Origin of the sequence: Streptomyces sp. NPDC058459 (genome assembly GCF_042721685.1) — a bacterium.
Classification (GTDB): Bacteria; Actinomycetota; Actinomycetes; order Streptomycetales; family Streptomycetaceae; genus Streptomyces.
Genome location: NZ_JBHXLV010000362.1, coordinates 1 through 3,088, shown reverse-complemented (window position 1 = coordinate 3,088; position 3,088 = coordinate 1). Strand labels below are relative to the sequence as shown.

Annotated in this window: 2 protein-coding genes; both read right to left on the bottom strand. The window is 72.5% G+C overall.

Annotated features, from left to right (window positions below; all coding sequences use genetic code 11):
* Nucleotides 1-77 precede the first annotated feature (77 nt).
* Nucleotides 78-1,805, bottom strand: a complete 1,728-nt coding sequence (locus ACFWN1_RS32540; protein ID WP_384370130.1) for an ATP-binding cassette domain-containing protein — start codon at nt 1,803-1,805, stop codon at nt 78-80.
* Nucleotides 1,806-2,193: 388 nt separating this feature from the next.
* The gene (locus ACFWN1_RS32535) at nt 2,194-2,994 is read right to left on the bottom strand and encodes a hypothetical protein (protein WP_384370127.1); all 801 of its coding nucleotides are present in this window, start codon (nt 2,992-2,994) and stop codon (nt 2,194-2,196) included.
* Nucleotides 2,995-3,088 lie beyond the last annotated feature (94 nt).

The window sequence follows — 3,088 nt, the reverse complement described above, 5'->3', positions numbered from 1 at the left end:
CGGCTCTCGCGCGGCGGGCCCCTGCCGTCGTGCCTGACGCGTTCCCCCTTTTCAGCGCAGGACCCGCGCCGGTACGCTCACCGGTCCTGGGAGAGGCGCAGCAGGTCGGCGAAGGTGCCGCCGGCATGCACGAGATCGTCGTACGTGCCCTGCTCGGTGATCCGGCCCTGCTCCAGGACGACGACCCGGTCCGCGATCCTGGTGTTCTCCAGACGGTGGGTGATGACGATCGTGATCCGGTCGGCGGAGATGGCCTTAATGTGCTCGAAGATGGCGTGCTCGCCGCGCGGGTCCAGCTGGGACGTCGGCTCGTCCAGGATCAGCAGGGGCGGACGGCGGTACAGCGCCCGGGAGCAGGCTAGCCGCTGCCACTGGCCGCCGGAGAGTTCGGTACCGCCGAAGATCTCGCGGGCGAGGAGGGTGTCCAGGCCGGCGGGCAGTTCCTCCACGGGCTCGCGCATGCCGACGGCTTCCACCGCGTCCCAGACCGGTCCGTCGTCATGGCTGAAGGGCTGGCCGAGGGTGACGTTCTCCCGGACCCGGAGGGGCCACTGCGCGAAGATCTGCGGCACCAGGCCGGTGTTGTCCCAGACGGTCTCCGGATCGGCGGCGGCGAGATCGGTGCCGTTCCACAGCACCCGGCCCTTGTCCGCCAGGTAGATACCCGTGATCAGCCGGGTCAGGGTGCTCTTGCCGGAGCCGTTCACCCCGACCACCGCGAGGATCTCGCCGCGCCGCAGCGCCAGGGAGACCCCGTCCACGGCGGGCCGGTCCTTGCCCGGATACCGGTAGCTGACCTCGTCCAGCCGGATCTCCGCCACCGGGGCCTGGACGACCGCGCTCCCGCGCCTCGGCGCGCGCTCGGCGGCGTGGTCGAAGAACGCCTGCATGTCACCCAGGTAGAGGCTGGTGTGGAAGACGGCCGCGCCCTCCATGACCAGCTGGGACAGCGCGGCCAGCGTGGTCTGCACCGCGACCACGGCGGTGGCGGCGACGGCCGGCGCGATGCGGCCGGTGACGGCCAGCCAGGCGAGCGTCCCCCAGGTCGCGGCGAGGAAGACACCCCCGGCCAGGGAAGAGAACAGCGCGATCCGCAGCGTCCTCGGGGCCGCGGCGAGGGTGCGCCGGTCGACCCGCTCGGACAGGGCCCGGTACCAGTACAGCAGGTAGCCGGTCATGCCGTTGGCGCGGACCTCGTCGCCGTACTTGGGGGTGGTCGCCCACCAGCGGGTCATGCCCCGGACGTTGCGGTCCGCGACGTTGGCGTAGTGGATGTCGTAGTCCACCCGCGCGGTGAGCACGGCGCCGATCGCGGCCGGGGCGACGGCCAGCAGGAGCAGCGGCAGCACCAGCGGGTTGAGCACGGAGACGACCGTGCCCGCGGTGACCATCCTGATCAGGGCCGACATGAAGCGCTGGGCGTCCATGACCATGACGTGCGTACGCGTCACACCCATCTCGGCGGCCTCTTGCCGGTCGGAGAAGCCGTCCACCGCGCAGGCCGCCGCCTCCACCCGGCAGACCGCCTCGACCAGCGCGGTGTCCGTGGCCGTCGTCAGCCGGGGGGTGATGCGGCGCTCGGCATACCGGGCGACGGCCACGGCGGTCCGCGCCACGGCGGTCGCGCAGGCGACGACGACCAGCGCGGGCAGCGCCGCGCGCAGCCGGTCCGCCATCGCGCCCGCTCCGAGCAGGGACGTCATGGCCCTGGCCGTGGCGGTCAGCAGTACGGCGGCCCCGGCACCGGTCGCCGCCTGGCAGCCGAGCAGCAGCAGTACGGCACGGCGGTCGATGGCCCAGGCCATGGCCGTGATCCGGCCCAGCACACGGGGGAGTTGGGCGCACAGGCTACGGAAGCCGGCCTCGCCCAGGGGGTTGACGGAGTAGTGCCCGGAGTAGGTGATCTCCGCCGGGGCGGGCGGCGGGACGGTTCGGGTCGATGTGCTCAACTGCGCGTCTCCTCGCGTCGTGGAAGCCGGTGAAGGTGCGGCACCGGAACCAACGAGAAGGAGACCGATATCGAACACACGTGTTTCAGCCGCAGCGGGGTCCGCATCGGCGGGCGTCATTCCGGGAGCCCCGGAATGACGCCGTAGGACTCACCGCGCCGGGCACGCGCGCGGCACTGGCCGAATCGCCGCCGCCGATACGGGTGTGACGGACGGGTTCCGCTCGGCCCTTCGGACGGTCGCGTCAGCCCTTGAGGCGTTCGCGGTCGCCCATCACCACCATCGGGTGGTCGGCCGGGTCGAGGGTGCGCAGCAGGGTCCGGATACCGGCCTCCGGGACGGTCACACAGGCCGACGTGCCGTCACCGTGGTCCAGGTGCAGCCAGATGCCGCCGCCCTTCTCCACGCCCTCGGGCCGGCTCCAGTCGTAGGGCGGGGTGCCCTTGAGCCGGTTGTAGTCGATGGCGATGACATGGTCGAAGTCGTGCGTGTGCGCCTCGTCGTCCGGGTCCGCCACCGATGCCGCGTAGGCGTTGTCGTCGTACCAGTACGGCAGCTTGGAACCCGGGCTGCGCAGGGTGCCGCCGGCGTCGGTGAGGGAGAAGACGCCCACGGGACTGCGCTCGTCGTCCAGCTGATGGTCCGTCGTCCAGCCCCGGCGGCCGTTGTGCGAGGGCCAGCTCGCGGACTGCTTCCACTGGGCGCCGGTCTTCTCGTACAGCACCGCGAGGCCCTCGGCGGAGTCCCGGTCGTCGCCGTAGATCACCACCAGTTGCCGGGTGCGGGCCGGGATCTGCCGGCCCATCCGCTCGCCGACGCCGGGGACGCCGGGGACGCGGGTGCTGGTCGCGGGGCGGGAGGACCCGGAGACTGCCGGGTTGCCGTTGCCCGCCGCACCGCCTGAGCGGGTCTTTTCCTCGGTGTCCCCGCAGGCCGTGGTCACCGCCAGCAGGACACCGCAGAGGGCGGCGGTGGATATGGCGTGCCGGGCACCGCCGTGCCGCGCGAGCCGGGGAGAGGACGGGGTGTCAGTGGAGTTCCGCATGATCAGCATCCTGCGGCGCGACCGGCCGGGCCCGCATCCCGGACCGGCATCCGGCCTAAGAACTCGTCCTGTTCGGCGAGCCGGCGAGCCGGCG

What these genes read in the sequence shown, in the direction of transcription:
- ACFWN1_RS32540 (WP_384370130.1), bottom strand. Translation starts at nt 1,805, where the DNA reads ATGGCCTGGGCCATCGACCGCCGTGCCGTACTGCTGCTGCTCGGCTGC.
- ACFWN1_RS32535 (WP_384370127.1), bottom strand. Translation starts at nt 2,994, where the DNA reads ATGCGGAACTCCACTGACACCCCGTCCTCTCCCCGGCTCGCGCGGCAC.